At 62.8% G+C, this 22,942-nt stretch carries 27 protein-coding genes; 15 read left to right on the top strand and 12 right to left on the bottom strand.

Annotated elements, in window-relative coordinates:
• The 6 genes from WD767_00955 to WD767_00930 all read left to right on the top strand — a co-directional run.
• Positions 1-315, top strand: a 315-nt coding sequence (locus tag WD767_00955) for a sigma-70 family RNA polymerase sigma factor (protein MEX2614640.1), incomplete at its 5' end; no start/stop codon positions are given.
• A 179-nt stretch (positions 316-494) separates the two neighbouring features.
• Positions 495-1,337 (top strand): alpha/beta hydrolase, encoded by an 843-nt coding sequence (locus tag WD767_00950; GenBank protein MEX2614639.1) that lies wholly within the window; start codon positions 495-497, stop codon positions 1,335-1,337.
• A gap of 131 nt (positions 1,338-1,468) precedes the next feature.
• A complete protein-coding gene (locus WD767_00945; protein MEX2614638.1) occupies positions 1,469-1,855 on the top strand; it encodes an OB-fold domain-containing protein in 387 nt (128 codons plus the stop codon).
• Positions 1,856-1,858: 3 nt separating this feature from the next.
• The gene (locus tag WD767_00940; protein ID MEX2614637.1) at positions 1,859-3,010 is read left to right on the top strand and encodes a thiolase; all 1,152 of its coding nucleotides are present in this window, start codon (positions 1,859-1,861) and stop codon (positions 3,008-3,010) included.
• Positions 3,011-3,238: 228 nt separating this feature from the next.
• On the top strand, positions 3,239-3,751 hold the full coding sequence (locus WD767_00935) for a phosphonopyruvate decarboxylase (protein ID MEX2614636.1): 513 nt from the start codon (positions 3,239-3,241) through the stop codon (positions 3,749-3,751).
• 14 nt (positions 3,752-3,765) lie between these two features.
• A complete protein-coding gene (locus tag WD767_00930) occupies positions 3,766-4,407 on the top strand; it encodes a thiamine pyrophosphate-dependent enzyme (protein ID MEX2614635.1) in 642 nt (213 codons plus the stop codon).
• A 59-nt stretch (positions 4,408-4,466) separates the two neighbouring features.
• On the opposite strand, the gene WD767_00925 is transcribed toward WD767_00930, so the two are convergent.
• Positions 4,467-5,204, bottom strand: a complete 738-nt coding sequence (locus WD767_00925; protein MEX2614634.1) for a DUF1194 domain-containing protein — start codon at positions 5,202-5,204, stop codon at positions 4,467-4,469.
• 2 nt (positions 5,205-5,206) lie between these two features.
• On the bottom strand, positions 5,207-5,920 hold the full coding sequence (locus WD767_00920) for a dienelactone hydrolase family protein (protein MEX2614633.1): 714 nt from the start codon (positions 5,918-5,920) through the stop codon (positions 5,207-5,209).
• Between the two features lie 218 nt (positions 5,921-6,138).
• On the opposite strand from WD767_00920, the gene WD767_00915 reads away from it, so the two are divergent.
• On the top strand, positions 6,139-7,341 hold the full coding sequence (locus WD767_00915) for a CoA transferase (protein MEX2614632.1): 1,203 nt from the start codon (positions 6,139-6,141) through the stop codon (positions 7,339-7,341).
• 14 nt (positions 7,342-7,355) lie between these two features.
• Here WD767_00915 and WD767_00910 read toward each other — a convergent pair whose 3' ends face one another.
• The 3 genes from WD767_00910 to WD767_00900 form a co-directional block, all read right to left on the bottom strand.
• A complete protein-coding gene (locus WD767_00910; protein ID MEX2614631.1) occupies positions 7,356-7,646 on the bottom strand; it encodes a type II toxin-antitoxin system RelE/ParE family toxin in 291 nt (96 codons plus the stop codon).
• A gap of 10 nt (positions 7,647-7,656) precedes the next feature.
• Positions 7,657-7,902, bottom strand: a complete 246-nt coding sequence (locus tag WD767_00905) for a type II toxin-antitoxin system prevent-host-death family antitoxin (protein ID MEX2614630.1) — start codon at positions 7,900-7,902, stop codon at positions 7,657-7,659.
• Positions 7,903-7,983: 81 nt separating this feature from the next.
• The gene (locus tag WD767_00900) at positions 7,984-10,077 is read right to left on the bottom strand and encodes a 3-hydroxyacyl-CoA dehydrogenase NAD-binding domain-containing protein (protein MEX2614629.1); all 2,094 of its coding nucleotides are present in this window, start codon (positions 10,075-10,077) and stop codon (positions 7,984-7,986) included.
• 101 nt (positions 10,078-10,178) lie between these two features.
• Between WD767_00900 and WD767_00895 the strand changes: the two genes are divergently transcribed.
• The gene (locus WD767_00895) at positions 10,179-11,321 is read left to right on the top strand and encodes a CaiB/BaiF CoA-transferase family protein (protein ID MEX2614628.1); all 1,143 of its coding nucleotides are present in this window, start codon (positions 10,179-10,181) and stop codon (positions 11,319-11,321) included.
• A 76-nt stretch (positions 11,322-11,397) separates the two neighbouring features.
• On the opposite strand, the gene WD767_00890 is transcribed toward WD767_00895, so the two are convergent.
• Both WD767_00890 and WD767_00885 read right to left on the bottom strand, forming a co-directional pair.
• A complete protein-coding gene (locus WD767_00890) occupies positions 11,398-12,498 on the bottom strand; it encodes a Gfo/Idh/MocA family oxidoreductase (protein ID MEX2614627.1) in 1,101 nt (366 codons plus the stop codon).
• Positions 12,499-12,621: 123 nt separating this feature from the next.
• Positions 12,622-13,428, bottom strand: a complete 807-nt coding sequence (locus tag WD767_00885) for an amidohydrolase family protein (protein MEX2614626.1) — start codon at positions 13,426-13,428, stop codon at positions 12,622-12,624.
• A 107-nt stretch (positions 13,429-13,535) separates the two neighbouring features.
• Here WD767_00885 and WD767_00880 point away from each other — a divergent pair, with 107 nt between their 5' ends.
• Positions 13,536-14,336, top strand: a complete 801-nt coding sequence (locus tag WD767_00880) for an alpha/beta fold hydrolase (GenBank protein ID MEX2614625.1) — start codon at positions 13,536-13,538, stop codon at positions 14,334-14,336.
• Between the two features lie 82 nt (positions 14,337-14,418).
• Here the strand turns inward: WD767_00880 and WD767_00875 are convergent, their stop codons facing one another.
• Positions 14,419-14,985 carry a GNAT family N-acetyltransferase gene (locus WD767_00875; GenBank protein ID MEX2614624.1) on the bottom strand — a complete coding sequence of 189 codons (567 nt, stop codon included), beginning with the start codon at positions 14,983-14,985 and terminating at the stop codon, positions 14,419-14,421.
• Between the two features lie 200 nt (positions 14,986-15,185).
• Between WD767_00875 and WD767_00870 the strand changes: the two genes are divergently transcribed.
• Together WD767_00870 and WD767_00865 are read left to right on the top strand one after the other, a co-directional pair.
• Positions 15,186-15,878, top strand: a complete 693-nt coding sequence (locus WD767_00870) for a CBS domain-containing protein (GenBank protein ID MEX2614623.1) — start codon at positions 15,186-15,188, stop codon at positions 15,876-15,878.
• A gap of 96 nt (positions 15,879-15,974) precedes the next feature.
• Entirely contained in the window at positions 15,975-16,685 is a 711-nt protein-coding gene (locus tag WD767_00865) for a hypothetical protein (protein ID MEX2614622.1), read from the top strand.
• A 40-nt stretch (positions 16,686-16,725) separates the two neighbouring features.
• Here WD767_00865 and WD767_00860 read toward each other — a convergent pair whose 3' ends face one another.
• Positions 16,726-17,760 carry an LLM class flavin-dependent oxidoreductase gene (locus tag WD767_00860; protein MEX2614621.1) on the bottom strand — a complete coding sequence of 345 codons (1,035 nt, stop codon included), beginning with the start codon at positions 17,758-17,760 and terminating at the stop codon, positions 16,726-16,728.
• 157 nt (positions 17,761-17,917) lie between these two features.
• Between WD767_00860 and WD767_00855 the strand changes: the two genes are divergently transcribed.
• The 3 genes from WD767_00855 to WD767_00845 all read left to right on the top strand — a co-directional run bounded on the left by WD767_00855 (position 17,918) and on the right by WD767_00845 (position 20,264).
• Positions 17,918-18,769, top strand: coding sequence for a phytanoyl-CoA dioxygenase family protein (locus tag WD767_00855; protein ID MEX2614620.1), 852 nt, complete (start codon positions 17,918-17,920; stop codon positions 18,767-18,769).
• 32 nt (positions 18,770-18,801) lie between these two features.
• A complete protein-coding gene (locus WD767_00850) occupies positions 18,802-19,203 on the top strand; it encodes a heme-binding protein (protein ID MEX2614619.1) in 402 nt (133 codons plus the stop codon).
• Between the two features lie 125 nt (positions 19,204-19,328).
• Positions 19,329-20,264: a glyoxylate/hydroxypyruvate reductase A gene (locus WD767_00845; GenBank protein ID MEX2614618.1), complete on the top strand. Its 936-nt coding sequence runs from the start codon at positions 19,329-19,331 to the stop codon at positions 20,262-20,264.
• A gap of 24 nt (positions 20,265-20,288) precedes the next feature.
• Here WD767_00845 and WD767_00840 read toward each other — a convergent pair whose 3' ends face one another.
• The 3 genes from WD767_00840 to merF all read right to left on the bottom strand — a co-directional run bounded on the left by WD767_00840 (position 20,289) and on the right by merF (position 22,494).
• On the bottom strand, positions 20,289-21,929 hold the full coding sequence (locus tag WD767_00840; GenBank protein MEX2614617.1) for an NAD(P)/FAD-dependent oxidoreductase: 1,641 nt from the start codon (positions 21,927-21,929) through the stop codon (positions 20,289-20,291).
• A 158-nt stretch (positions 21,930-22,087) separates the two neighbouring features.
• Positions 22,088-22,312 (bottom strand): GDCCVxC domain-containing (seleno)protein, encoded by a 225-nt coding sequence (locus WD767_00835; protein MEX2614616.1) that lies wholly within the window; start codon positions 22,310-22,312, stop codon positions 22,088-22,090.
• Entirely contained in the window at positions 22,288-22,494 is a 207-nt protein-coding gene (merF, locus tag WD767_00830) for a mercury resistance system transport protein MerF (GenBank protein MEX2614615.1), read from the bottom strand. Before merF ends, WD767_00835 begins: the two co-directional genes overlap by 25 nt.
• Before the next feature lie 56 nt (positions 22,495-22,550).
• On the opposite strand from merF, the gene WD767_00825 reads away from it, so the two are divergent.
• Positions 22,551-22,940 carry a MerR family transcriptional regulator gene (locus WD767_00825; GenBank protein ID MEX2614614.1) on the top strand — a complete coding sequence of 130 codons (390 nt, stop codon included), beginning with the start codon at positions 22,551-22,553 and terminating at the stop codon, positions 22,938-22,940.
• The last annotated feature ends 2 nt before the right edge of the window (positions 22,941-22,942 follow it).

Below are 22,942 nucleotides of genomic sequence, written 5' to 3'. Positions count from 1 at the left end.
CCGATCGGCGACGAGGAGGACAGCCATCTCGGCGATTTCATCGAGGACAAGAACGCGATCCTGCCGTCCGACGCCGCGATCCAGGCCAATCTGCGCGAAACCACGACCCGTGTGCTGGCCAGCCTGACGGCGCGCGAGGAACGGGTATTGCGCATGCGTTTCGGCATCGGCATGAATACCGACCACACGCTGGAGGAAGTCGGCCAGCAGTTCTCGGTGACGCGCGAACGTATCCGCCAGATCGAGGCGAAGGCGCTGCGCAAGCTCAAGCATCCGAGCCGTAGCCGCAAGCTGCGCAGCTTCCTCGATCACTAAAGCAAATCGTGATTAATCGGAATCACCCGGGTGATTCCGATTAACACGTGAATTTGCTTTTAATCCAAAAGATAGAGCAGATCGCCTTTTATTGTGTGCGAAACGGCGGCATCATGGGTGCCGCCGTTTTTGTTTGCGCGGCATTTCGGTTTCGTTTCTTCCTGCACCCGAGGATCGCCATGACCAGTTCGTATGACCGCAACGCGACCTTCAAGGTCGAAACCCTTGACCGTATCTATCGCAGCGGCGACGGCGAAGACTGGCCGGTCCGGATCTACCAGCCGCAGGGCGACGGGCCGTTTCCCGTGCTGGTCGACGTGCATGGCGGCGCATGGTCGCGCGGCGCCTACCTGAACAACGAGAATATCGATACCGCGCTGGCGGCGACCGGCATGCTGGTCATGGCGCTGGAATTCCGTCAGGCGCCGAAACACATCTACCCGGCCCAGGTGATGGACGTGAATTACGGCACCAGGTGGGCAAAGGCCCATGCGGGTGAATTCAACGGCGATCCGGACAATGTCGGCGGTCTCGGCACTTCCAGCGGCGGCCATTCGATGATGTTGAGCGCGCTGCGCTATGACGACCCGAAATACGCCGCCGAACCGGTGCCCGGCGGCGAGGACAGGGATGCATCCCTGCGTTACGCGATAACCGGCTGGCCGGTACTCGATTCCCATGCCCGCTACCTGTACGCGAAGGCGTCGGGCGTCGCCCGGCTGATCGAACCGTCGGAAGCCTATTTTCCCGATGAAGCAGCCATGATGGAGGGCAGCCCGCAGCAATCGCTGGAACGCGGCGATTACAGTGCGCTGCCGCCGATGCTGATCCTGCAGGGGACGAAGGACGACAACGTGCCGCTGGGAATCTCCGAACGCTTTGTGGAAACCTATCGCGCCAGCGGCGGCGATGTGGAGCGCATCCTGTTCCCCGACATGCCGCACGCCTTCGCCCAGAAGCCGGGACGGGACACCGACCGCGCCATCGATCTGATGAAGGGCTTCCTGGCGCAGCATGTATGAGCCGAGTGGTGGCGGGGCGATACGCTCTTGCCATCGACCCGTCCTTCGCGCCACTCTAGCGCCCGCCCGGTCGGGCGACGGAATCGTGTACTGCAATCAGAGACAATCAGGAATCAAGGGGGATCCAAAATATGGCCGAAGCAACCGGGCCGATTTCGCCGCTGGCGATATACCGGCAGCACTGCGAGCGTGGTGAGCTTGCCTATCAGGTGTGCACCGACGACGGATCGGTGGTGTTCTATCCCCGGCTGACCGCGCCCGGCACCGCGAGCCCGAACCTGGAATGGCGGGTCAGCAAGGGGCTCGGCACGGTCTACGCCACAACGACCCTGTTCCCGCGCGACAAGGATCCGTATGACGTTTCCATGGTCGAACTCGATGAAGGCTTCAAGATGATGAGCCGTGTTGAATCCATCGACCCGATGGATGTGAAGATCGGCATGCGCGTGAAGGTGCGCATGATCCCCGGAACGGACAAGCAGCCTTCCTATCCTGTATTCGATCCGGCGGAGGGCTGAAACATGACCGGTTTAAGAGGAAAGACAGCCATCGTCGGCACGGCGGAATCGGATCTGGGTCTCGTGTCGCCCGATATGACCATTGCCGATCTGATGGGCCAGGCGACGCATCGCGCGCTGGAGGATTGCGGGCTGAAACTGTTCGATATCGACGGCGTTTTCGTTGCCGCCAGCCAGTCGCGCATGGTCGGGCTGATGCTGTGCGAATATCTCGGCCTGCGGCCGCGCTACCTGGATTCGACCCAGGTCGGCGGCTCGTCCTTCATGGCGCATGTCAGGCATGCCCAGGCGGCGATCGAGTCCGGGATGTGCGAAGTGGCGCTGATCGCCTATGGCAGCACGCAGCGTTCGGTCAGCCGCGCGGTGGCATCGTCGCGCGAACCGCTGCCCTACGAGGATCCCTACCGGCCGATGATGCCGCCAAGCGCCTACGCGATGGCGGCCTCGCGGCATATGTACCAGTACGGCACAACGCGCGAACAACTGGCGGAAATTGCCGTCGCGGCGCGCAAATGGGCGCTGCTGAACCCGAAGGCGTGGGAGAAAGAGCCCCTGTCCATCGAGGATGTGATTAACGCCCGCATGGTCAGCTATCCCTTCACGGTTCGGGACTGCTGCCTCGTCACCGATGGCGGCGGCGCGGTCATCATGACCACGGCGGAACGCGCGAAGGATCTCAAGCACAAGCCGGCCTTCATTCTGGGCGCCGGCGAAACGACGACCCATCAGAGCATTTCAAACATGCCGGACTTCACCGTATCCGGCGCGGTGGAATCGGGGCGGCAGGCCTATACGGCGGCCGGCCTGGGCGCGACCGATGTGGACGTGGCGGTGCTGTATGACGCTTTCACGATCTGCACGCTGATGTTCCTGGAGGATCTCGGTTTCTGCAAGAAGGGCGAAGGCGGCTCCTTCGTCGAAAACGGCGGCATCGCGCCGGGCGGCCGCCTGCCGGTCAATACCAATGGCGGCGGGCTGTCCTACTGCCATCCTGGCATGTACGGCCTGCTGGTGCTGATCGAGGCGGCGCGGCAGATCCACGGCGTCTGCGGTAAGCGGCAGATTGAAAACGCCAATGTCACGCTGGCGCATGGCAATGGCGGCGTTTTCTCCAGCCAGTGCACGGTGCTGCTGGGAAGCGAAAACACCTTGTAGCCGTCACGGGCGGGATTCCGGCATCTGCCGGTTTCCCGCCCGGCGGAACTGCGGTACAAGGCGGCTCTGATCTATCTTATTGAAGATATAGCACCTTCACAGGTTTGAATGGAACCTGTTCCGGTTCCATTCAAACCTGATGTGCTATAATAGATTGGCGTGCCCAGTGAACAGCCATGGCGCGGGCTCCTGATTGCGCGCCTGAAACCACAAGCGGAGAAACGAGATATGGCGACGGATTGGCCAGACAAGCTTTACGACCAGTTGAAGGCGGCCGGGGTGACCCAGTTTGCCTATGTGCCCGATGCGGGGCATGCGACCGTCATCGACAGGTCGCTGGCGGACCCCGATGTGCATTCGGTGGCGCTGACGACGGAGGAAGAAGGCGTTGCGCTGTGCGCCGGGGCGCATCTGGGCGGCGCGAAAGCCGTGCTGCTGATGCAGAGCAGCGGTTCGGGCAACTGCATCAACCTGCTGTCGCTGATCAAGGGCGGGCGGTTTCCGTTCCTGACCTATGTCACCATGCGGGGCGATTTTGGCGAGGCGAATTCCTGGCAGATACCCATGGGGCAGGGCACGCAGCCAGCGCTCGAAGCAATGGGCGTGACCTGTTTCCGGGCCGAGACGCCGGACGAAGTCGCGGAGATCACCGAAGCGGCGCTGTCGATGGTCTTCCAGTCGGGCATGTCGATCGCGGTCCTGCTGACACAGCGGCTGATCGGCGCGAAAGCGTTCGGGTAAAGGGAGAATTCAACATGAACGATAAATCCAAGGCGCTTGGCGCCGGACGCTCCGCCGGCAAGACGGCGACGGGTCACCTGGAACGGCGCGCGGCGGTCAAGGCGATCCTCGGCGACACGTCCAGCGACGATATCCTGTTCATCACCGGCCTGGCGGGATCCAAGAACGACGTGCTGGAAGCGGTCGGGCCGGACAGCAAGCGGGTCTATCCGCTGTTCGGCGCGATGGGCGCGGCCGCCGGCATGGCGCTGGGCCTTGCGCTGGCGCAGCCGCACAAGCGGGTGGTCTGCGTGACCGGCGACGGCGAACTGCTGATGAATGCCGGTACGCTGGCGACGATCAGCATCCTCAACCCGCCGAACCTCAGTATCCTGTGCGTCGACAACGAACATTACGGCGAAACCGGGTTCCAGCGTTCGCATACGGGGCTCGGCGTCGATCTGGCGAAGATCGCCGAAGGATCCGGCATCCAGGCGGTGCGCACGGTGATCAATGAGGAAGACATCCCGGAAGCCTCGCAGGTGCTCTATTCCGGCAACGGGACATCCTTTGTGCTTCTGAAGGTCGGGGTCAGCGACCCGCCCTCGGTGCCGCGCAACCGCGATGCCGCGACCAACAAGGACTGGTTCCGCGAAGCGGTGCTTGGCAAGGCGTAATTTATCGGTTTGCAGGAAGCGGCGCGTTCCGGAATTTCCAGGGCGCGCCGTTTTCCGTTTCAGCCGCCCTTGCCGGCGGGGGCCGGATTGTCCGCGATTTCCAGCAGGAACTTGCGCAGCACCGCTTCGGAAAAGCTCTGGTTCTCGTCCACGGTCACGACGAAACTGCCGGGGCCCGTGATGATGTTGTTCTTGAAGGCTTCCTCGACATCGTATTCGACCGGCCTTCCGTTGCATTGCCGGCACATGATGGCCAGCCCGTTGATCGTGATCGCGCCGGCGGATGCGGCGGCCCGCGCCTCGGCAATCGAAATGCCGCCCCAGTTATTGGCGCTGTCGCCCGAAAAATCGATCACCCGGCGCGTGCCGATCAGATCGTTGCTTTCGATCAGTCCCTGACCGAAGGCGATGGCGGCGCCGATGGCGTTCGGCCCGATGGCGAGGCGAGGCGTTTCCACGAGGATCTTCGCCACTTTTGCCGCGCTTTCCGGCCCGTCCACGACGGTCCAGGGCACCACGATTTCCTGCGAATACTGATCGCCCCATTCCACATAGGTCACGGCGATACGCCGGTACAGCCCGTCGCGGATCGCGTTCAATACCTTGGGATGGGTTATCGCGTCCGCATAGCCCTTGCGCTGCAGACGGATTTCCGCCTCGTCGATCGATCCGGATGCATCGGCCAGCAGCACGAGTTCCACATCGACCTTGTTTGCTTCGGATGTGCCGCTTCCCTGCGCCGCGGCCACGCCCGTGGCACCCAGCAGCAGGATCAGTGCGAAACCCGGACAGCGCATGGCTATTTCAGCTCCTTTTCAAAAAAGGCCAACAGTTTGCCCCAGGCGTCTTTCGCCGGTCCTTCGCGGAAGCGGTCCGGATTCGTATAATCCTGAAACCCGTGGCCGGCGCCGTCATACCGATGGAATGTGTGTTCGACGCCGGCGCCGGTCAACGCCGCGTCCATGACATCGACGTCTTCCGGCGAGGGGCTCTGGTCCTCGTTGCCGAAGATGCCCAGCACCGGGCACTTGATCCGGTCCACCAGTTCGATGGCGGGAATGCCGCCCATGGGCAGCCGGACCCGCCCGCCATACAGCATCGTCATGGCCCGGTACCGGGGGTTGGTCGCGGCGCCGACCCAGGCGACCCGACCGCCCCAGCAGTGGCCCAGCAATCCGATGCGCGCGGCATCCACATCCTCCCGCGCCGCCAGGAAATCGAAGGCGGCGTTCAGGTCCGCGATGGTCCAGTCGTCGCGAAAACCCGCACGCTTGACCGCCATCTCGTCCGTCTTCGGCCACCAGTGGAAGATGAACGGAATTGCCGTGACATAGCCGTTCGCCGCCATTCTTTCGCCGACATCCAGCGTGAACGTATCGTTTTCCAGCCCGGTGTGCCCGACGGGAATATGCTGCGCCACGACCATGCCGGGAAACGGCCCCGCGCCTTCCGGTTCGAAGACGAAGACCTCCATGGGGCTGTCGTTCACAACCAGCGTTTCGATCCTGTACATGCTTTCCTCCCTGCATATTTGTACCGGTCGTTTGATCGACAGTACCGCGCATCCGGTTCGGCGGGTAGCCGAATTCGGGCTGTTGCTCCGGCGGTCGGCGGGTTCACGGGCGAAGACGGGCGACAAGTGCTGACCCGTGGTCTATTTTTCGCTGGATTCGGTCGCCCTGTTTCGGTCGAATGGCGCAATTCAGAAATGCAGCAAGGATATAGTGACCGATGAGTGACGACGATCTGGCGTTCCGTGGCGTAAAGGTTCTCGATGCCTCGCAGGGCGTGGCGGGGCCGCATTGCGGCATGCTGCTGGCGCAGCACGGCGCCGATGTGGTGAAGCTGGAACCGCTGGCGGGCGACTGGGGCCGGGCCATCGGCAAGCAGCACGGCCAGCACTGCGCGCACAGCATCCCCTTCAACCGGGGCAAGAAGAGCATCGCGCTGGACTTCAAGAGCGCCGACGGACTCGCCATCGCCAAAAAACTCGCCAGCGAAGCGGACGTCATCCTGGAGAACTACCGGCCGGGCGTGATGGCGCGCTTCGGGCTCGATTATCCCGGCGTCGTGAAGGGCAACCCGTCGGTGGTCTACCTGTCGATTACCGGCTTCGGCCAGGAAGGCCCGAACGCCAGCCTGCCGGCGACGGATTCGGTCATGCAGGCCTATTCCGGGCTGATGTCCGCCACCCGCGATTCCGGGGGCATGCCGACGCGTGTGGGGTTGCTGGCCATCGATATCTCCACCGGGCTGTACGCGTTCCAGGCCGTGGCGCCGGCGCTGTACCGCAGGGCGATGACCGGCAAGGGGAAACGGATCGCGACCAGCCTGATGGAAGCCATCGGCGCCTTCCAGGCGGCCAAGATGGTCGAGTACCAGCTTGAAGGGGACGCCGTTCTACCGTCCGGCGTACCGGTCGGCACCTTCGAATGCAGCGACGGCTATATCAATATCAACGGCCGCCGCGATGCCCATTACGTCGCCTTCTGCAAGGTGATCGGCCGCGACGATCTGGCGACCGACCCGCGCTATGCGACCGTTGCCGCCCGCTTCGAGAACGAAGCCGAACTGATGGCGATAATGCGCGAAGGGGCGAAGAAGCTGACCGTGGCGGAACTGCATGCGGCGCTGAACGACGGCGGCGTGCTGAACGCGCCCGTGCATGATTACGGCGATTATTTCAACGATCCGCATGTCAGGGCGGTGAATGCCGTGCAGTGGATCGACCATGCGGATGTCGGCCGCGTGCCCTTCCCCAACATTCCCGGCCTGCCGCCCGCGCGGCAGGGCGATCCGCTGGCGCATTCACCGTATATCGGCGAACACAGCCGGGAAATCCTGCGCGGAATCGGCTATGACGACGCCGCCATCGATGCGCTGGGCGCGAACGGCGCGGTCGGGATATGGGAACAGGCGCAGGCGGCGGAATGAGTCTTCGCTGAAGCTTACAACTGCGCCTCGTAGTCCATATCCGCACCGAGGACCCGGATGATATGGATCGTGGCATCGCTGATCCGATACAGGATCAGATGGCGGTTTGCGGGAAACTTTCTGTAACCTGGCCGGACTTCGTTGCAACGGACGCCAATTTCAGGGTTTTCGGCGATAAGCCTGAACGCTGCCGTCAATTGGTCGTGGTATCTGTCTGCTTGTCGCTCGCCCCAGTTCTCGAAAGAGTATCGCCAGATATCGATAATATCCTGCTCCGCCAGAGTCTGGATATGAAGACTGAACATCCCGGTTGTTTCAGGTTGTCAGTCGCCGGGCTTTCTGCCGGATCGCTTCCATATCCAGAATGCCGGCGTCGTCGCTCTGCTCTCCTTCGATCAGCGCCGCCCGCAACGCCTGCAATTTCAGGGCCCGATAGTCACTATCGGAAAGGATGACCGCAACGGGTTTGCCGTTTCGGGTCACACCGACGGGGGCTTTCTGCGATTTCATGAGCAATTCGCCAAATTCCCGTTTGGCATCGCTTGCGGTGTAAATATCCATCCAGACCGACCTGTAATCAAATTGATCAATTTAGATAAGATAATCAGTTTAATTACAGTTATCAAGGCAGGCCGCTGGTTCCTACGCCGCCAGAAATCCCTTGCCCGCCGCCGCGAGGTCGCTGATCAGTTTCGCCGGTTTCCAGCGGTCGCCGTAGCGGTCCTGCCATTGCAGCATCGTGTCGTGGATATTTTTCACGCCGATGCCGTCGGCCCAGTACATCAGCCCGCCCTTGTAGCGCGGAAAGCCGAAGCCGTTGACCCACATGACGTCCACATCGCTGGCGCGGTAGGCGATGCCCTCCTCGATGATCTTCGCCGCTTCGTTGACCGAGGCAAACAGCAGCCGCTGCAGGATTTCGTCATCGGTGAATTCGCGCTGCTCGATGGCCAGGTCCTTCACGACGCCGGCGATAACCTCGGTCACCAGCGGGTCGGGCCAGGGGGTGCGGTCGCCTTCCTTGTACAGATACCAGCCGGCGCGAGTCTTCTGGCCGTGACGGCCCATTTCGACCAGCTTGTCGGGAATCGGCAGCTTGCGGTAACCGTTCGGGTTCAGCGAGGCGCGGTATTTGCGGACCGCGTAGCTGATGTCCAGCCCGGCGAGGTCGGCGACCGCGAAGGGGCCCATCGGATAGCCGAATTCGACCATGACCCGGTCGACCTGCTGCGGCGTCGCCCCTTCCTCGACCAGGATGTTCATTTCGGTGCCGAAGGGCCCGCGGCTGCGGTTGGCCAGGAACCCGTCGCAATTGCCGCACACCACGCCGACCTTGTCGAGCCGCCGGGACAGTTTCGTGCAGGTGGCGACGATATCCTTGCCCGTCGCCTTGCCGCGCACGATTTCCAGCAGCTTCATGACATTGGCCGGGCTGAAGAAATGCGTGCCGATCACCGATTCCGGCCGGTTGGTCGCGCCGGCGATTTCATCGATATCCAGGGTCGAGGTGTTCGTCGCCAGCACCGCATCCGGTTTCATGATCTCGTCCAGCCGGGCGAAGACCGCCTTCTTGACGTTCATTTCCTCGTAAACGGCCTCGATGACCATATCGACGTTCCGGATCGCGTTGAAGTCGAGCACCGGTTCAATGAGCGCGAGGCGTTTGGGCAGGTCTTCCGCCGGCATGCTGCCGCGTTTCACGCTGGTTTCGTAATTGGCCGTGATCCTGGCGATACCGTAATCCAGCGCCTCCTGGCTCATATCCAGCAGCTTCACCGGAATGCCGGCATCGGCGAAAACCATGGCGATGCCGCCGCCCATGGTGCCGGAACCGATCACCGCGGCGCTGTCGACATTGCGCGCGGCGATGTCCTTGCCGATATCGGGAATCTTGTTGGCCTGGCGCTGGGCGAAGAACGCGTAGCGCATCGCCTTGCCCTGGTCGAGATTGGCGATTTCGTCGAACAGGTCGCGTTCCCGCTGCAGGCCCTCATCGAAGGGCAGGGTCACCGCGGCCTCGACGCATTTGATCGCCTGCAATGGCGCGATCTGGCCGCGCGCCCGTCGTTCCACCGTCTTTCGCGCGGCGTCGAACATGCCCGGATCGGCTTTCGCCTCGGCCAGTTTTTCGTCACGGTCGCGAATGCGCGGCAGCGGCCGGACATCGGCGATTTCCGCCGCGAAGGCGATGGCGGCGGATTGCAGGTCGTCGTCCGCGACCACCCGGTCCAGAATGCCCAGTTCGCAGGCTTCCGGGGCCGGGATATGACGGCCCGTGGTGATCAGTTCCAGCGCCTTCTTCGGGCCGACGATACGGGGCAGCCGCTGGGTGCCGCCGCCGCCCGGCAGCACGCCCAGCGTGACTTCCGGCAGGCCGACTTTGGCGCTTTTCGCGGCAATCCGGTACTGGCAGGACAGGGCGGTTTCCAGCCCGCCGCCCAGCGCGAAACCGTGGATCGCGGCGACGATCGGTTTCGAACTGTCGTCGATGATCGGGCGATAGGTCAGGCCGGCCTCGGTCTTGGGCTTGCCCAGGTGCTTGATATCCGCGCCGGCGATAAAGGCGCGCCCGGCCCCGGTGAACACCATGGCCTTCACTTCGGGGTCGGCATTGCCCTGGTTGACGCATTCGATAATGCCTTCCGGTACCCCGGGGCTCAACGCGTTGACCGGGGGATTATCGACCGTGATGATTCCGATCGCGCCCTGTTTTGAAAATTTCACCAGTTCGGCCATTTGTCCCGCTCCCCGTTTCGGTATTGAATTGCCGGTATTGTATGGGGCGCTGCCGGATTGTGGTAGTGACTACGGGGATGTGAAGCGAATCGGGGGAAATCATGGGACCGTTGACGGGGTTGAAGGTTGTCGAGATCGCCAGTATCGGGCCGGGGCCGATGTGCGCGATGCTGCTGTCCGATCTGGGCGCCGATGTGCTGCGGATCGACCGCGCCGCCGAAGTCGGCTCCAGCCCGCGTGTACCGCATGAATACATGCTGCATAACAGGGGGCGCCGTTCCGTCGCGGTAGACCTGAAAAACCCCGACGGCGTGGAAACCGTCCTGAAACTCATCGAAGGCGCGGATGCGCTGGTCGAGGGGATGCGTCCCGGCGTCACCGAGCGCCTCGGCGTCGGCCCGGAGGATTGCTTCGCCCGCAATCCGAAACTCGTCTACGGCCGGATGACCGGCTGGGGACAGGAGGGGCCGATGAAAATGGCCGCCGCGCATGACATCAACTACATCGCGCTGACCGGCGCGCTGCACGCCATAGGCACGCCGGAAGCGCCGATCCCGCCGCTCAACCTGGTGGCCGATTTCGGCGGCGGGGGCATTTATCTCGCCTTCGGAATCATGAGCGCGCTGTGGGAGGCGAACCGCACCGGCAAGGGACAGGTGGTCGATGCCGCGATGATCGACGGCGCCTCGTCGCTGATGGCGGCCTGCTACGGCTACCTGGCCGGCGGGTTCCACCGCGACGAGCGCGGGGTGAACCGGCTCGACGGCGGCTCGCATCACTACAATGTCTACAAGACCCGCGACGGGAAGTTCGTCAGCGTCGGATCGAACGAGCCGCATTTCTACGCAATGCTGCTCGATGCGCTTGGCCTCGCGGGCGAGGACCTTCCGGCGCAGGGCGATCAGTCGAAATGGCCGGAAATGAAGGCGCGCATCGGCGCGATTTTCCTGACAAGGACCCGCGACGAATGGTGCGCGATCATGGAAGGCACCGATATCTGTTTCGCCCCGGTGCTGAGCATGGGTGAAGCTCCGTCGCATCCCCACAACGTGGCGCGCGAAACCTTCATCACCAACGCCGGTATCGTGCAGCCGGGCCCGGCGCCGCGGTTCAGCCGCACACCGGGCAAGATCCAGCGACCGCCCTCGACGCCGGGTCAGCATACGGATGAGGCGCTGGCCGACTGGGGCATTTCCGCGGACCGGATCGCCGCGCTGCGAAAATCCGGCGCGGTTGCGGGTTAGCCCGGATCGCGGTCGGTTGGAATCGCATGTGGCGATCCAACCGACCGTTTGAATCCGCTTTTTCCATTGATTCGTTTCAGGTCAGCTTGATGACCTTGCCGTCCCGGTGCGACCGCTCCATGGCGTCGATAAGCGCATGGCGCACGATGGCGTCGCTGAAATCGGGCGTGTCCGCCTTCCCCGACTGCAACGCGCCGGCAAAGCGGGCATAGGCCTGCGCGACGTTCCTGCCCGGATCGGACGCCAGGCCCGCCGGAATCACCGTATAGTGGGCCGGCGGGGTTACTTCCGCCAAAGTCCCGCTGCCGACGGCCATGTGAAGTTTTGTCGGCCCGATGTTGAGCGAATTGGATGTCAGCACCAGGGTTCCCTTGCGGCCGTAGATCTCCATGCAGATGCCGCTTGCGTTCTGGGGCACGCTGGCCACCTGATAGGCCACTTCCGCACCGCTTTTCAGTACGCCCGCGGCGGTGACGGTATCCGGCGCGTCAACGGGGAAATCCGCCCCCGTCACTTCATGCTTCCACATCGTGATACGCGTCGTTACCCGCGCGCTGATCTCGGCGAATTCGCCCAGGATATGGCACAAGGCATCGATGGAATGCCCGCCCGGGATGGTCATCGGGTTCGCGCCGTTCTTGCGGATTCCCTGCCAGATGCGGCCATCGCCGCGCGTGGGGATCGAATTGACCATCACCTTCAGGTTGGCGGTCACGATGTCCCCGATATCGCCATTGGCGACAATGTCGCAGGCATACATTATCGCCGGATCACTTCGCCCCTGCAGCCCGACCAGCGTCTTTACCCCGGCCGCTTTTGCGCCGTCAGCCATTGCCGTCGCATCCGCCAGGTCGGCCCCCAGCGGCCATTCGCAGCATACGGGCTTCTTCGCCTTTATCGCCGCCATGACCAGTTGCTTGTGCAGCGGCACGCGCACAACGACCGCGACAAGGTCGATTTCCGGATGCGCGACCATCTCGTTCATATCGCTGAAGGCGAGCCCGGCGCCGAACTTCGCCGCCGAGGCTTTCGCGGTCTCTTCATGCGCGGTGCAAACGGCCTTCAGCTCGTAGCCCGGCAAGGCCTGCAATGCCGGCACATGCGCATTGGCGCCCCAGCCGCTACCGCCCGGCGTCACGGTCGCCCCGACAATTCCCACCCTGATTCTGTCTGCCATGATTTTTTCCTTTGCTTGCGTTCAATTGCCAGGCATCGCCTGACGGTAGATCGTAGCACGCCACGCCGCACAGGCCGACTCCCGCAATAAGCTCCGGGCGTGCGGCTGTCCCAATCGTGGGCGTTATCGCCGCCAGTCGATCCAGTCGCACAGGGCCTCGCCCATGATCCGCTTCTTGTCGGCGTCGGTAAGCCAGTCGATCTCCTGGAAGTGCGTCACGCATTGCCGCCACGAGCAGGGCATCTTCGTGATGTCGGTGCCCCAGAACAGCCGGTCCGGGCCGAAGGCGTCATACATGGCGCGGTAGTGTTTGTGCAGGCTCTTGAAGGGATATGCGTCATCCGCGTAGAACGGACCGCCCGTCAGCTTGACCGCGACATTGGGAAAACGCGACAGCGCCGTCAGCTCGTTCATCTTCGGAAACGCCGCATCGCCCTTCGCGCCCCGCAGCGCGCCCATATGGTCCACCATCAGCTTCAGTCCCGGGTGGCGTTCCGCAATTTCGCCCAACTGCGGCATCCAGTCGCCGGCCAGCAGGGCCAGCGGCATGCCGGCTTCCTCCGCGGCGGGCCACAGCCAGTCCAGCGTGCCGTCCACCGGCCAGTTCCGGTTTGCCGGCTTGTTGAAATAGAACCGGAAACCCAGTACGCCGGGACGGTCTTTCCAGGTTCTGATGAAGGTCGGACTCTCCGGCCGGTCGAGCGGCGGGTAGGCGAGGATCCGGAAACGGTCGGGAAAGGCCTGCACGGCCTCGACCGCCTGTTCGTTGGAATCCGGGTCCCAGCTCGCGGGCGGATGGATGACAGCGCCGTCGATGCCCGCCGCGTCCATGTCGCGGATGGCGTCCTCGACCAGATAGGGCGCCGTCTGATGGGGCGGCGTCCCGATCCCCTTGCGCCAGAGATGGATTTGCGCGTCTATAATCGGCATCTGTTTTCCCCCTCAGCCTGCCTGGGGCCTTGCCTTGTGGGGCCGGCCCTGCGATTCGTTCCCGCCATCAGTGTAGCCCAACATCGATTTCCGGAGAAACAGCAGCCATGAAGGTCAAGGCGAACGGCATCACCATCAACTGCCGTATCGACGGCAACTCGGTCGGTGACTGGGTGACTCTGGTGCCCGGCATCGGCAATGACCTGACCTTCTGGGACGCGCTGGCGCCGGCGCTGGCGCAGGATTTCCGGATATTGCGTTACGACCCGCGCGGTCATGCCGGAAGCGATACGCCGACGGGGCCGTATTCCTTCGACGATGCCGTCGGAGACGTTGCCGGACTGTGGGATGCGCTCGCCATCAAGCGGTCGCATGTCGTCGGACTGGGATTCGGCGGCTCGACCGCCTTCGGCATCGCAATCGGCCATCCGCGTCGCACCATCAGCCTGGTGCCGTGCTGCTGCCGGGCGGTCATGACCGAAGAATTTGCCGCCAACTGGCGCCAACGCCTCACGATGGTGGAAGAGACCGGCATGGAGGGTCTGGGCGCGGCGACCGTCGAGCGCTGGTTTACCGAGCCTTTCCGTCGCGAAAATCCCGAGACAATAGAGGCGGTGCGCCGTATGTTCCTGCGCACGACCGAAGCCGGCTTTCGCGGTTTTATCGCGGCGTTCCTGGGCCTCGACTACCGTGCGGGCATCGGCGGCATCAGCGCGCCGACTCTCCTGATTGGCGGCGGCGAGGACCGCGGCGGCGGGCCGCGCGAGATCATGGCGCAACTGGCGACCGAAATACCGAACGCCCGCCACCATGTCATCGAAGGCGCCAGCCATATCTGCAACATCGAACGCCCGGATGCCTTCAACACCGCGGTCGCCGCGTTTCTGCGCGAGCACCGGGAGAGATAAGATGCTATATCTTCAATAAGATAAATCAGATTCACATGTTGGTTGGATCGCCTCTGGCGATTCCAGACAGACACGATCTGATCTAGTAAACCGCCTTGCGGAAGAACAGCGCCTGGCAATTGCATTTGTCGGTGCGCTGTGCGCACAGAAATTCGCCGCGGTCGCATTGTTCGCGCCAGTAGCTGTCCTGCCGGGTCCAGAATTCGAATCCCAGGCGTTCCATCACGCCCTCGATATTGGTGGAGCCGGGCCCGCGCTTGAAGGTGGCGATCAGCTTGTCGCCGCCCAGCCCGACCAGCTTGTCATGCACGATGGTCAGCAGTTTCGAGCCGATTCGCTCGCCCCGGTATTCGGGCAGCACGCCGACTGTCTGGATCACGCCGATGGTGCCTTCCTCATCCGCCTTGCGCAGGTCGTCCGGAAAGTCCGTTACCCGGTTATCGAGGAATTCTGCCAGCGTGTTCTTCTTCAACACGGTGCCATGCGCGAAGCCGATGAGTTCGTCGTCATCCGACAGGCACAGCACCATATAGGCATTCGGCCCTTTCGAAATCGCCGACGGGTTCGGGAAATAACCCTTGCCCGAAATGCGGTCGGCCAGCGCCAGAACCTGTTCCTGAAACAGTGGGGTATAATCTTCGAAATGCATCTCCGGATCCTCCTGCGCCGATGGATCGCCTGTGTTACAGCGGTATCGGCGCCTCATTGTAACGCGAATTTATCCAAAAGGGTCCCGTGAATACGTTCACAGGAACCCGGCGGCAAATACACCGTTGATTCAAGTCAAGGCGGCGTGCGCATCGTAAGGCGCATTCTGGTCGCAATTCCACGAGGAAAGGGAGTTCTGCCATGCAGGCCAAGGATATCATGACGGTCAATGTCATTTCGGTTACCGAGGATACGGCGGTGCATGAAGTCGTGTCGCTGCTGCTGCAACACCGGATCAGTGCGGTCCCGGTTGTCGACCAGGACAGGAAGGTCATCGGTATCGTGAGCGAAGGCGACCTGCTGCGGCCGGAAGGCGACGCGCGAAGCCCGCTCAATCGGCCCTGGTGGCTGGAGGCTGTGTTCGCGGGGAAAACCGTTGATTTCGAAAAATCGCACGGCCGTACGGTTGGTTCGGTCATGACGCGGAACGTATTTACCGTTGATCCGGAAATGCAGGCGACCGAAATCGCCGGGCTTCTGGAACGACATCACATAAAGCGCGTCCCGGTGGTCGACGGCGGAAAACTGGTCGGGATCGTCAGTCGCGCCAATCTGCTGCACGGCCTTGCCGGCGCGATCGTCGAACGGCACGATCCGGGTGCCGCAAAGGACCGGGAAATGCGCGATAAACTGCAGCAGATGCTGCTGGACGAGCACGAACTGGATACGGTTCTGGTCAATGTCATGGTTTCCGATGGCAGGGTAAGGCTATGGGGCGTGGTCGAAAACGCGGAGGAAGCCGAAGCGGCCGAGCGGGCGGCGAAGGCCTTGCCCGGTGTGACGCAGGTCGAAAACAATCTCGGTCGGGGGCCGCTGACGGGCGTTCCGGTCTGATTCGTGTGATGGACGCGGCGGCAGGTCCCTCTTGGCCGGCGCGGCCCGATCCTCCATAGTTGGCGCAATTATGGAACACTTCAGGGGGACCAGACCATGACGCGGCATATCGGGGCGCTGCTGCCGGCGACCAACACGACCATCGAAACCGAATACAGCCGGCTGCCGCAGGATGTGCTGCAGTTCCACTATGCGCGCTGCGACAAGGGCGGCGGTTCGCCCTTCCATCCCAGCAAGGATGAAGACGTCGCCTATCAGTCGAAGATGCTGGGCAAGGCCAGGGTCGAGGTGATCGGTCTGATCCAGACCTCCGCCAGCCTGTTCGAGGATGGCTATGACGCGCGGGTGAAGACGCTGATCACCGACAATTCCGGCATTCCGGCCCTGACCTCGGCGGAGGCCATCGGGGCCGCGGCCAAAGCGCTGGGAGTCAAGCGGGTCGCCATCGTCACCCCCTATTCGACCGAGGTGATCGAGCGCGCGGCGGCATACTACAGGACCGGCTTCGGGCTGGAGGCCGCGGCGCTGGAAGCCTTCCAGGCGACCGACGCCTATGCGATTTTCAGCCTCGGCGCCGAAAATGCGACCGCGGCCTTCGAGCGGCTGGATTCGCCGGAGGTCGAGGCCTTTATCGTCCCTGGCGGCAACTTCCAGACCATGCCGCATATCGAGGGCTGGGAAAAACAGTTCGGCAAGCCCGTGATCGCCACCAACCCGGCGCTGGTCTGGGCCAGCATGAACCTGCTCGGCATCACCGACAGGATGCCGGGGCTGGGCCGGCTGCTGGCGGAGATGCCGAAGGGGTAACCGGCCCCTTTTTCCCTTACGGCATGCCCTTCTGCTTCCCTTACGGCATGCCCTTCTGCACTTTCGGGAAGACTTCCTCCGCCATCAGATGAAAGGAATCGAGCACCTGCCCCTGCGGCATGCCGATGCCCTGCACGCTCATGATGATGTGGTTCACGCCCAGCACTTCGTTGTAGCGCAGCATTTCCTCCGCCACCTCGTCCGGGTCGCCGACGATGAAGCGGTCGCGGGCCAGTTCCTCGTAATCCTGGGTGATGTCGCGGTCGCCCGCCGCCATCGCCTTGTCCTGTCCCCATTCGGCATAGACGTCATACATGGACTTGATATACGGCCCGGCGACCTTCACCGCCTCGTCATGGGTGCGGGCGCAGAACACCTCGCGCCGCATCGGCAGTTCCTTCGGGAAGGGCTTGCCGACCCGGTCCAGTTCCTCCCGGTAGATATCCATCTGGCGCCGGAAGGTTTCCATTTTCTGGTGCGGATTCAGGTACCAGCAATCGCCCAGCCGCGCGGCGCGGCGGATCGCGTTGTCCGCATTCGCGCCGATCCAGACCGGCGGGTGCGGGTCCTGCTGCAGCGGCGAGGAAATGCCCGCATTGTCCAGCTCGAACCTGTCGCCCTTCATGGTGACGCTTTCCTCGGTCCACAGCCGCCTGATCGCTTCCAGGTTCTGCTCGAATCCCTTCACGCCTTCGCCCTTCTTCACGCCGAAGGCCTTGTACTCCACATCCCGGTAGCCGAGCGCACAGCCGAAGATCATGCGCCCGCCGGACATCAGGTCCATGGTCGCGAACGTCTCCGCCACCTCCAGCGGGTTGTGCAGGGTCAGCAGCACGATGCCCGCGTTCAGCCGCATGTCCGGCGCCTCCGCCATGACCCGGCAGAGATAGGGAATCTGCGTCATCTCCCGGTGCGGATAGGAGGAAAAATGCGAGCCCTTGGTGATCGAATCATAGCCGAGCCGGTTGAGAACCCGGGCCTGCTCCATCAACTCCTCGAACCGGGCCGGCATGTCGTCGTTCCAGTCGAACACGCCGCGCTGCATCACGCCGAACTGCATTTTCTTCTCGGTCATTATTTTCTCCTCGATTACGCCGCCCGTCATCGCGCGGACGCTCATTCCGGTGGCCATGTTAAACGCCTTCGCCCGCGCCGCCCAGCGCGGGGCTTGCGTCGACGCGCCGGCCTCGCCGATACTTGGCCTATCGGACGACAGCGTCGGGAGGCAATCCATGACCAGCGTACTGACGGCGGAACAGGTTGCGGGATACCGTCATGACGGTTTTTATTTTCCCGTGGCCGGTATCGGTGCGGAACACGCGCGCCGGGCACGGGCGGACCTGGAAGCCTACGAGGCCGCCATGGGCGGCAAGCTGACTGAACTTGGCCGCGCCGCCCGCTACAAGCTGCATGTGAAGTTGCCCTGGGCGCATGGCATCGTCACCCATCCCGCGATCCTGGATGCGGTGCAAGCCCTGATCGGCCCGGACATCCTGGTCTGGACGAGCACGTTTTTCATCAAGGAACCGAAGACCCCGGCGGTCACCCTGTGGCACCAGGACGCGACCTATTTCGGCCTGCGCCCGCATGACCACGTCACCGCCTGGGTGGCGCTGAGCGAAGCCTCGGCGGTATCGGGCTGCATGACCTTCATTCCGGAAAACGGCGCGCCGCGGCTGTATCACCACAAGGCGAAGGCCGACCCGAACAGCATGAATGGCGGCGGCCAGACCATCGTCGAGGATTTCGACCGCGAATCCGGCGTGCGCGGCATGCTGAATGCCGGCGAATTCTCGCTGCATCACACGCTGTGTATCCACAGTTCCCCGCCGAACGAATCGGATGACCGGCGCATCGGCTACGGCATCAGCTATATTCCCGCCAGCACCCGGCATATCGGCACGACGCGGCAGCGCGCGATGCTGGTGCGGGGCGCGGACCGCTATGGGAATTTCGAGCTGGAGCCGCATCCCGGCGCGGATGCGGCCGCGAACCAGGCCGAATACGACAAGAGCATCGAAAGCTACAATACCGGCTATGCGGAACAGATCGCCTGGCACGAGGAAGGCCGCGTCCGCAGCTGACACGGGAAAAGCGCAACGAGGGAGAGGACGCCATGTCACTGACACGCAAGGAAGCCAACCGGATCGCCGATGCGGCAATCGCGAAGGCCGAAGCACTGGGCATCGGCATCAATGTCGCCGTGGTGGACAGCGGCGGGCGGCTGATCGTCTTCCAGCGCATGGATAACACCACCTGGGCGGGGATGTATGGCAGCCAGGGCAAGGCCATCGCTTCCGCCGCCTTCGGCCGCTCAAGCGCCGAGTTGCAGGAACGCGCCGGTCATCCGACCCTGATCGGCATCCGCGTGGCGGAAGGCGATCACATGATCTTCGGTCAGGGGGCGATGCCGGTCTTCCGCGACGGAAGGGTCATCGGCGCCTGCGGCGTCGGCGGCGGCACCGCGCAGGAGGACGAGGATTGCGCCGTCGCGGGAATTGCCGCGCTTGGGCAATAACGCGCCGTCAGCTCGATTCTGGTTTCCATTACAGGATTCAAGGCGGCCTGCCATAATCTGACTGACACGCCCGGTCCGCACGCGTAACGTCGGCGGATGGCGGTATCAAATCTTTGGGGGATGGCATGGCGTTACTTATCGTCAATCTGGACAGGATGATCGGCAACGCGGCGGAGTGGATTGACACTATCGCCCGGCAGATGCCCGGAATGGAGGTCCGGATATGGCCCGATATCGGCGATCCGGCAGATATCGAGTATCTTGCCTTCATGCGGCCCGATTTTGGCGTCCTGCCGGACCTGCCCAATCTGAAGGCGATGTTCTCCCGCTCCGCCGGCGTGGACGACTTCATCAACCATCCGAGAATCCCCAAGGTGCCGCTCGGCAAGGTGGAGCCGTCGCGCGGCGACCCGATGATGACCGAATATGTCGTCATGCATGTGCTGCGGCTGCACCGCGACATGCCCCGCTACCAGCAGGCCCAGGCCGAGAAGGAATGGTACCGGGTGCCGATTGTCCGGCCGGAACAGCGGCGCATCGGGTTCCTGGGCTATGGCATGATGGCCAAGGCGCCGGCGCTGGTGCTGAAATCGCTGGAATTCGACGTGAAGGCCTGGGTCCGCAGCCCGCGGGAAAAGGAAGAAGTGCCGATTTTCCACGGCAAGGACCAGCTTGCGGCCTTCCTCAGCGAAACCGATATCGCGGTCTGCCTGCTGCCGCTGACAAGGGAAACCGAAGGCATCTTCTGCGCCCGCACCTTCGCGATGATGCCGAAGGGCGCGATGCTGGTGAATGTCGGCCGCGGCAGGCATGTGGTCACGGAAGACCTGATCGCTGCGCTGGATTCCGGGCAGTTGTCCTATGCCGCGCTGGACGCGCATCACCCGGAACCGCTGCCGCCGGAAAGCCCGTTATGGGCGCATCCGAAGGTTACGGTCATGCCGCATGTGGCGCGGCGGCCAACCGTCGCCCTGCTGGTGGCCGGGATCGCCGAAAACATCAAACGGGTCGAAGCCGGCCAGTCGCTGCTGCAGGAAATCGACCCCGCATCGGGCTACTGAACGGCGGCGCCTGTTGCCGCGGAATTACGACAGCGTCAGTTCCCTGAAGCCGCCTTCGGCCACCGCGTCGCACCGTTTGCGGTAATCCGGGGCGCTGCCGCTGTAGCGGGCGAGGATGCGGGTCTGCTTGCCCTCGACATTCTGGTTCACGCCGGTCATCCAGGAATCGATCTCGTTGGACAGCAGCCCCTCGGCCTTTTCCCGCACGAAGCCGGTCCATTCCGCCATCGCTTCGGCTGTCGCATCCGCACGGGTCAGTCCGCGTTCGCGCATGAAGCGGATCAGGCGCTGGATCCATTCCACATTGTATTCGATGCTGCGCGGGATATTACCCAGCGCCGTATGCGGCCCCATCACCATGAACATGTTGGGGAAGTTTTCCACCATGACACCGACAAAGGTCTGCGGGCCGCCGGCCCATTTCCGCTTCAGTGGCAACCCGTTGCTCCCCCTGATATCGATATGGTCGAAGCTGCCGGTGATCGCATCGAAACCGGTAGCGTAGATGATGAGATCGAATTCGTAATCCTTCTCGCTGGTCCGCAGCCCCTTCGCCGTAATGCGCTCGATGGGCGTGTCCAGGATGCTCACCAGTTCCACATTGGGCTGGTTATAGACCTCGTAGTAGCCGGATTCCTGCGGCACGCGCCGCGTCCCGAAACCGTGATCGTCGGGGATCAGCATTGCCGCCGTCTTCGGGTCCTTCACCCGTTCGCGGATCTTTTCGGCGACGAAATCGGACAGTTCCCGGTTCGCGTCCCGGTCGGTCAGGATATCGCGGAAATTGCCCTGCCAGATGCCGAAGCCGGGCGAGGCGTAGAGTTTTTCCCAGAAGGCCCGGCGTTCTTCCGGCGTCACCTCGAAGGTGCCGCGCGGGTCGATCGTATGGACGAAGCAGGCAAAGGTTTCCCGGCAGCGCCTGAACAGTTCCGGGTATCCTTCTCGGATCCGCTGCATTTCGGCCTTGTCGATGGGCCGGTTGTGCAGCGGCGTGCACCAGTTGGGCCGGCGCTGGAACACGGTCAGGTGGCCGACCGTTTTGGCGACTTCCTGAATGGTCTGCACCCCGGTCGCGCCGGTGCCGATGACGGCGACGCGCTTGCCTTCGAAACTGACGGGTTCATGCGGCCAGCGCGCGGTGTGGAAGGACGGCCCCTCGAAATCCTCGATCCCCGGGACGCGCGGCATGGTCGGCATCGACAGCGGCCCGATCGCCATGACCAGGAACCGCGTCCGGTGGCGGCTGCCGTCCTCCAGGATGACGTCCCAGCTGCTGGTGGCGTCGTCGTAATGGGTGGCGGTCACGCGGCTGGAAAACTGTATGTCGCGGCGCAGGTCGAACTTGTCCGCGACATAATTGAGATAGCGCAGGGTTTCCGGCTGCGGCGAAAAATGCTCGGTCCAGTCCCATTCATCCAGCAGTTCCTGGGAAAAGGAATAGCCATAGGAATAGCTTTCGGAATCGAACCGTGCGCCGGGATAACGGTTCCAGTACCAGGTGCCGCCGACACCGGTGCCCGACTCGAACACCCGCACCCGCATGCCCAGCTGGCGCAGCAGATGCAGCTGGTACAGGCCGGAAATACCCGCACCGACAATGACGGCGTCGTAGTCCAGGTCGTCTTCCGGCCTTTCGCTGGCCTGTTCTTCCTGCAGGGCGCTCATTTGCAGTCCTTTTTAAATATTTGGAGGCAATTTACGGCGGCGATCCGCCAGACTGCACTCAGGCTATCCATTGAATTCGTGCCATGCAAGCGGCGACAAAAGGTTTGTGGCACCGGATATCGGCATTTTACAGGCATTGCCGGGACCCGCATCCAGATTTACCCGCCGCAATTTTTCCGGGCCTGGATCGGTGGGCAGGGCACCGTGCCGTAGGAACAGAACACGCAACAATCGCCCCGATTTGGCTTGAGTACTGTAGCGCAGCCCTTGCAGTCATAGAACCACTGGCACGTATCGGTCGGCATGGTTTCCGTTTCGGTATGCCCGCATTCGGGGCAGGTGATATCCGATTGCAGGGTTAGCTCACGCGGCGACGTTTCCATAGCGCATATCCGGTAATGAAAAGGAATATTCCAAGCAGCGGCAGCAGGACCGCATCCAGCATCCCCAGCACCGAGGACAGCCCCACGGCGCCAAGGACAATGACCAGCAGCGGCGTGAAACAGCACAGCGCCGTGACCATGGCGCCGATAACGCCCAGGCGGAGGAGTGATTTATTCGTCATGAATGCAGTATCCTTCCTGTAGCGACTACAGGATCAAGCGAAAAAGGAACGATGCGATGGCGACAATAGGCGAGGCATCCAGGCGCAGCGGAGTCAAGATTGAAACGATCCGCTATTACGAGCGGGAAGGCGTTACGCCAGCCCCCGACCGAACCGCAACGGGTCGCCGGGTCTACACGGAAAACGGGGTCTCGGTTCTGGTGTTTGTCAAACGGTGCCGTGACATGGGTTTTTCCCTGTCCGATGCGCGCGCATTATTGGCGTTGCGGAACGCAACAGACGACCAGTGCGACGAGGTTCGGTCGATATCCGAACGGCATATCGCGGATGTGCGCAATCGGATAGTAGCGCTGCGGCAACTGGAGGCAGCGCTGGAAGCGCTGGTTTCGGAATGCCGCAAAGGGCATACCGCATGCCCGGCCCTGGAAGAGCTCTTCACCGGCTGAAG

It is taken from the genome of Alphaproteobacteria bacterium (genome assembly GCA_040905865.1).
GTDB lineage: Bacteria > Pseudomonadota > Alphaproteobacteria > UBA8366.
This window is presented reverse-complemented; position numbering and strand designations above follow the sequence as displayed.

What these genes read in the sequence shown, in the direction of transcription:
- WD767_00950 (MEX2614639.1), top strand. Translation starts at nt 495, where the DNA reads ATGACCAGTTCGTATGACCGCAACGCGACCTTCAAGGTCGAAACCCTT.
- WD767_00945 (MEX2614638.1), top strand. Translation starts at nt 1,469, where the DNA reads ATGGCCGAAGCAACCGGGCCGATTTCGCCGCTGGCGATATACCGGCAG.
- WD767_00940 (MEX2614637.1), top strand. Translation starts at nt 1,859, where the DNA reads ATGACCGGTTTAAGAGGAAAGACAGCCATCGTCGGCACGGCGGAATCG.
- WD767_00935 (MEX2614636.1), top strand. Translation starts at nt 3,239, where the DNA reads ATGGCGACGGATTGGCCAGACAAGCTTTACGACCAGTTGAAGGCGGCC.
- WD767_00930 (MEX2614635.1), top strand. Translation starts at nt 3,766, where the DNA reads ATGAACGATAAATCCAAGGCGCTTGGCGCCGGACGCTCCGCCGGCAAG.
- WD767_00925 (MEX2614634.1), bottom strand. Translation starts at nt 5,204, where the DNA reads ATGCGCTGTCCGGGTTTCGCACTGATCCTGCTGCTGGGTGCCACGGGC.
- WD767_00920 (MEX2614633.1), bottom strand. Translation starts at nt 5,920, where the DNA reads ATGTACAGGATCGAAACGCTGGTTGTGAACGACAGCCCCATGGAGGTC.
- WD767_00915 (MEX2614632.1), top strand. Translation starts at nt 6,139, where the DNA reads ATGAGTGACGACGATCTGGCGTTCCGTGGCGTAAAGGTTCTCGATGCC.
- WD767_00910 (MEX2614631.1), bottom strand. Translation starts at nt 7,646, where the DNA reads ATGTTCAGTCTTCATATCCAGACTCTGGCGGAGCAGGATATTATCGAT.
- WD767_00905 (MEX2614630.1), bottom strand. Translation starts at nt 7,902, where the DNA reads ATGGATATTTACACCGCAAGCGATGCCAAACGGGAATTTGGCGAATTG.
- WD767_00900 (MEX2614629.1), bottom strand. Translation starts at nt 10,077, where the DNA reads ATGGCCGAACTGGTGAAATTTTCAAAACAGGGCGCGATCGGAATCATC.
- WD767_00895 (MEX2614628.1), top strand. Translation starts at nt 10,179, where the DNA reads ATGGGACCGTTGACGGGGTTGAAGGTTGTCGAGATCGCCAGTATCGGG.
- WD767_00890 (MEX2614627.1), bottom strand. Translation starts at nt 12,498, where the DNA reads ATGGCAGACAGAATCAGGGTGGGAATTGTCGGGGCGACCGTGACGCCG.
- WD767_00885 (MEX2614626.1), bottom strand. Translation starts at nt 13,428, where the DNA reads ATGCCGATTATAGACGCGCAAATCCATCTCTGGCGCAAGGGGATCGGG.
- WD767_00880 (MEX2614625.1), top strand. Translation starts at nt 13,536, where the DNA reads ATGAAGGTCAAGGCGAACGGCATCACCATCAACTGCCGTATCGACGGC.
- WD767_00875 (MEX2614624.1), bottom strand. Translation starts at nt 14,985, where the DNA reads ATGCATTTCGAAGATTATACCCCACTGTTTCAGGAACAGGTTCTGGCG.
- WD767_00870 (MEX2614623.1), top strand. Translation starts at nt 15,186, where the DNA reads ATGCAGGCCAAGGATATCATGACGGTCAATGTCATTTCGGTTACCGAG.
- WD767_00865 (MEX2614622.1), top strand. Translation starts at nt 15,975, where the DNA reads ATGACGCGGCATATCGGGGCGCTGCTGCCGGCGACCAACACGACCATC.
- WD767_00860 (MEX2614621.1), bottom strand. Translation starts at nt 17,760, where the DNA reads ATGACCGAGAAGAAAATGCAGTTCGGCGTGATGCAGCGCGGCGTGTTC.
- WD767_00855 (MEX2614620.1), top strand. Translation starts at nt 17,918, where the DNA reads ATGACCAGCGTACTGACGGCGGAACAGGTTGCGGGATACCGTCATGAC.
- WD767_00850 (MEX2614619.1), top strand. Translation starts at nt 18,802, where the DNA reads ATGTCACTGACACGCAAGGAAGCCAACCGGATCGCCGATGCGGCAATC.
- WD767_00845 (MEX2614618.1), top strand. Translation starts at nt 19,329, where the DNA reads ATGGCGTTACTTATCGTCAATCTGGACAGGATGATCGGCAACGCGGCG.
- WD767_00840 (MEX2614617.1), bottom strand. Translation starts at nt 21,929, where the DNA reads ATGAGCGCCCTGCAGGAAGAACAGGCCAGCGAAAGGCCGGAAGACGAC.
- WD767_00835 (MEX2614616.1), bottom strand. Translation starts at nt 22,312, where the DNA reads ATGGAAACGTCGCCGCGTGAGCTAACCCTGCAATCGGATATCACCTGC.
- merF (MEX2614615.1), bottom strand. Translation starts at nt 22,494, where the DNA reads ATGACGAATAAATCACTCCTCCGCCTGGGCGTTATCGGCGCCATGGTC.
- WD767_00825 (MEX2614614.1), top strand. Translation starts at nt 22,551, where the DNA reads ATGGCGACAATAGGCGAGGCATCCAGGCGCAGCGGAGTCAAGATTGAA.